At 66.0% G+C, this 2,993-nt stretch carries 4 protein-coding genes; 2 read left to right on the forward strand and 2 right to left on the reverse strand.

The genetic code is table 11. The features are described 5' to 3' along the window. Positions 1–236, reverse strand: a 236-nt coding sequence (locus tag WBA11_RS11440) for a hypothetical protein (RefSeq protein WP_424520812.1), incomplete at its 3' end; no start/stop codon positions are given. Beyond that, positions 226–888, reverse strand: a complete 663-nt coding sequence (locus WBA11_RS11445) for an ECF-type sigma factor (protein ID WP_424520813.1) — start codon at positions 886–888, stop codon at positions 226–228. The genes WBA11_RS11445 and WBA11_RS11440, both read right to left, overlap by 11 nt. Before the next feature lie 906 nt (positions 889–1,794). Between WBA11_RS11445 and WBA11_RS11450 the strand changes: the two genes are divergently transcribed. Further along, the gene (locus WBA11_RS11450) at positions 1,795–2,334 is read left to right on the forward strand and encodes a hypothetical protein (protein ID WP_424520814.1); all 540 of its coding nucleotides are present in this window, start codon (positions 1,795–1,797) and stop codon (positions 2,332–2,334) included. A 188-nt stretch (positions 2,335–2,522) separates the two neighbouring features. Beyond that, on the forward strand, positions 2,523–2,993 hold a 471-nt coding region (locus WBA11_RS11455), incomplete at its 3' end, for a hypothetical protein (protein WP_424520815.1).

Below are 2,993 nucleotides of genomic sequence, written 5' to 3' on the forward strand. Positions count from 1 at the left end.
TCCGATATGAGCTCGGCGGCCGAGGCGAGGTCGATCCGGTCCTCTGTCGGAGCAGATCGGTCGGCGGCGAGGAGAGCCTCGACTTCAGCGCGGAGGGTCGCATCCACGGAGCCGTCCGCTAGGCACAGCCGGTCCAACTCAGACTCCTGCTCGCCCGTAGGCAGGTCGACGACCGCGTCGAACACGTCGGCGACGCGAGCCCAGAGATCCGGGTTTCTAGGAGGGTCAGTGGGCATGGGTCTGCAACGGGTCGCCCTCTCCCTCCGCTGTCGCCGTCCCAACAGGGCCGTCCTCGAGGGCGCGGTGCAGCCAGGCTCGCGCTCTGCGCCACTCCCTCTTGGCCGTGGTCCGACTGATCTCGAGAGTGGCAGCCGCCTCGTCGATCGAGAGCCCGCCGAAGAAACGGAGTTCCACGAGCTTGGCGGCGCGTGGTGACACGTCCTCGAGGCGGCGAATCGCGGCATCGACATCGAGAACGCGTCCCGCCAGCGAGTCGACGTCGTCGCTGCTAGCCACGTTGCTGATCGCGCTCAAGGTCAGCGCGGCCTCCCCACTGCCCCGCTTCTTGGCGCCGCGCCGTCGCGCGTGGTCTACGAGCACGTCGCGCATGGCCTGAGCTACGGCTGCGAACACGTAGGAGCGGTTCGGGAGGAGGGATCGGCCAGCCATCTTCAGGTACGCCTCGTGGACGAGGGCGGTCGTTTGGAGGCCGCTGACGTCGATCCGATGGCGCTGCGCTCGAGCGATCTCACGAAGCTCGTCGTAGATGATCGGGACGAGCCGCGCGACGAGTTCCTCCTGGGGTAGCTCGTCGTCAGCTACAGCCCTCAAGACGGCCGTCACGGCGTCGAGCCGGCTGGCGTGGACGTCCGATGACGAATGGAGCATCAGGTAGAAGATTGAGATTTATTAAGATAGGGCGGCGCCCGTAACCACCCTCTTGAACCCCCTTGGGCAGTCGTTGCCGCCTACCCAAAGAGAGCGCGCACTCCTCTGGCTGTTGTATCTGGGTGACGGTTGAATCAGCACCCGTGGCCCTTGTCCGGCTCGGTTGACGGAGGAACCATCACGAACTTCTAGCCAACTCCAATGCGCGCCTCTGTACGACTACTGAGCCTCTCTGCTCTTCTCGTCCCCCTGATCCTTCTCGCTCGGCCACCGTCACAGACCGAAGGAGCGCCTGTCGTCCTCGAGTCCACGAGCCATACCGTCGAGATCGAGTACTCCGAGAGACATGGAGCGCTCCGTCGCGCGACGGTCCGCATCACACCTCGTGAGGGGCGGCCAAGCTGGCGCGGAGAGATCGGACAGCTCGCATTCTGGAGCGCAGAGTCGGGGTGGCATGTCCTCACGAGTCGCACAGATCGAAGGGGGGCTTACGAAGCCCGAGGCCGCGTTCCAGCTCCTGATCAACTCGGCGCATTCGCCATCCGCACCGCGACAGGGAGCGTCCACACGTGGCGTTCACCTGCACAGAGCCTGGGCGACGACGACAAAGACAAGCCCAAAGAACCCGATCCGGACGACCCTGGCACGGACGATCCGGGGACGGGTGGAGATCGCAACGGCGACAGCGACCAATGCACCAACGTATGCATGGAGCTGATCAACCCGTGGACGTGCGAGTGCACAGACACCGACCCGTGGGGGAACGAGGAACGCCGCGGGCCCGGAGGGACGCAGAAGCTGTCTTTCGGGATCTGATCCTCAGGATCGCGACCGCGCCTCTTCCACACTCGCTCCAACCTCTCCTCCACCGGTTTCATGACTGACCACGCTAGTACCGCTCTCCGATTGTCTCTCTTCACTCTCGTGGGCCTCACTCTCGCGCTCCCAGCAGAGGCCCAGCGCGAGCGGCCGACCCACGCAATCACCATCGACTACGGGGAGCGGGGCAGCGGAGATGCGACCATCACGGTCGAACAGCTTAGGGAGGGGCGCGCACCGTGGGGCAGAAGCATCCGTGAGATCGCGGTCATCTCCAGCGACGGAGAATGGGTCGTCATCGACGAGTTCCTTAGCTCGGGTCACACGTCGAGCGTCCGCGCCCGAAGCGTGCTCCCACGCGCCGAGTCGATCGCGTACGTCCTCGTCCGAGGCGCGAGGGGCCAACCGGTCCTCTGGAGGGTGAGCTCGTTTGAGGCGTGGCCCGTCAAGTGGCTCAAGCTCGATCAGGAGGGCGAAGAGGCTCGCACGAGCGAGGGTGGTGGCCAACAGTGCAGTCGACCGGTGGGGTGCCGCTACATCGACCCATGGACCTGCGAATGCTTCGGGCAGGGAGCCGAGCCGATCCGAACCGATGTCACCAGGGAGCGGGTCCGGCTGGAGATGTAGCCGCATCGCTGTTCGCATCTGCGATCCACATGTGAGAGCACGTTCATCGTCCTCGAGGGCGGTTTCTCGAGGACGAAAAAATGGGAAGCGGGTGGTGACGACGCTCGTCCTCGAGGCCGGCACCGGAAGTGCATGGTCTCCCTCGAGGGCGGACCGCGTACGGAGGGGTGTCCACCTTCCCTCTTTCCATGAAACGACTTCTCGCCTTGGCACTCGCGGGTGGCCTGGCCGTCTCCGGGCTCACTGCGTTCACCCCGACGGCCCCCGTCCCGAACGACGTCCTCGTCCTCGAGGGCGCGTCGCACTCGGTCACCATCGAGTACCTAGAACGGCGTGGGGACTACCGACGCGCCAACGTCACTGTCCAGCCCGTCCGCCGCGGCGACCGCCCGGCATGGAGCGGTGAGGCCCGCTCGTTCCGGCTCGTCGGCAACGGCACGCTGAGCCGTGCTGACCGATCGCGCTTTTCCCGCGCCGGCATCTCGACGACGCAGATTCTCTCGTCGGGCTTCGGCTCGAACGTGGTCATGGTCGCGCCGTCGCCCCAGACCCTCGTCGGCATCGCGGTGACGCCGGCTCGAGGCAGGACCGTCGGCTTCGCTATTCCCCCCATGTCGTCCCGCGGAGGAGACGGCGATACCGACGAGCCGCCGCCGGAG

This window comes from Rubrivirga sp., assembly GCF_049648075.1.
In the GTDB taxonomy this organism is placed as follows: Bacteria; Bacteroidota; Rhodothermia; order Rhodothermales; family Rubricoccaceae; genus Rubrivirga.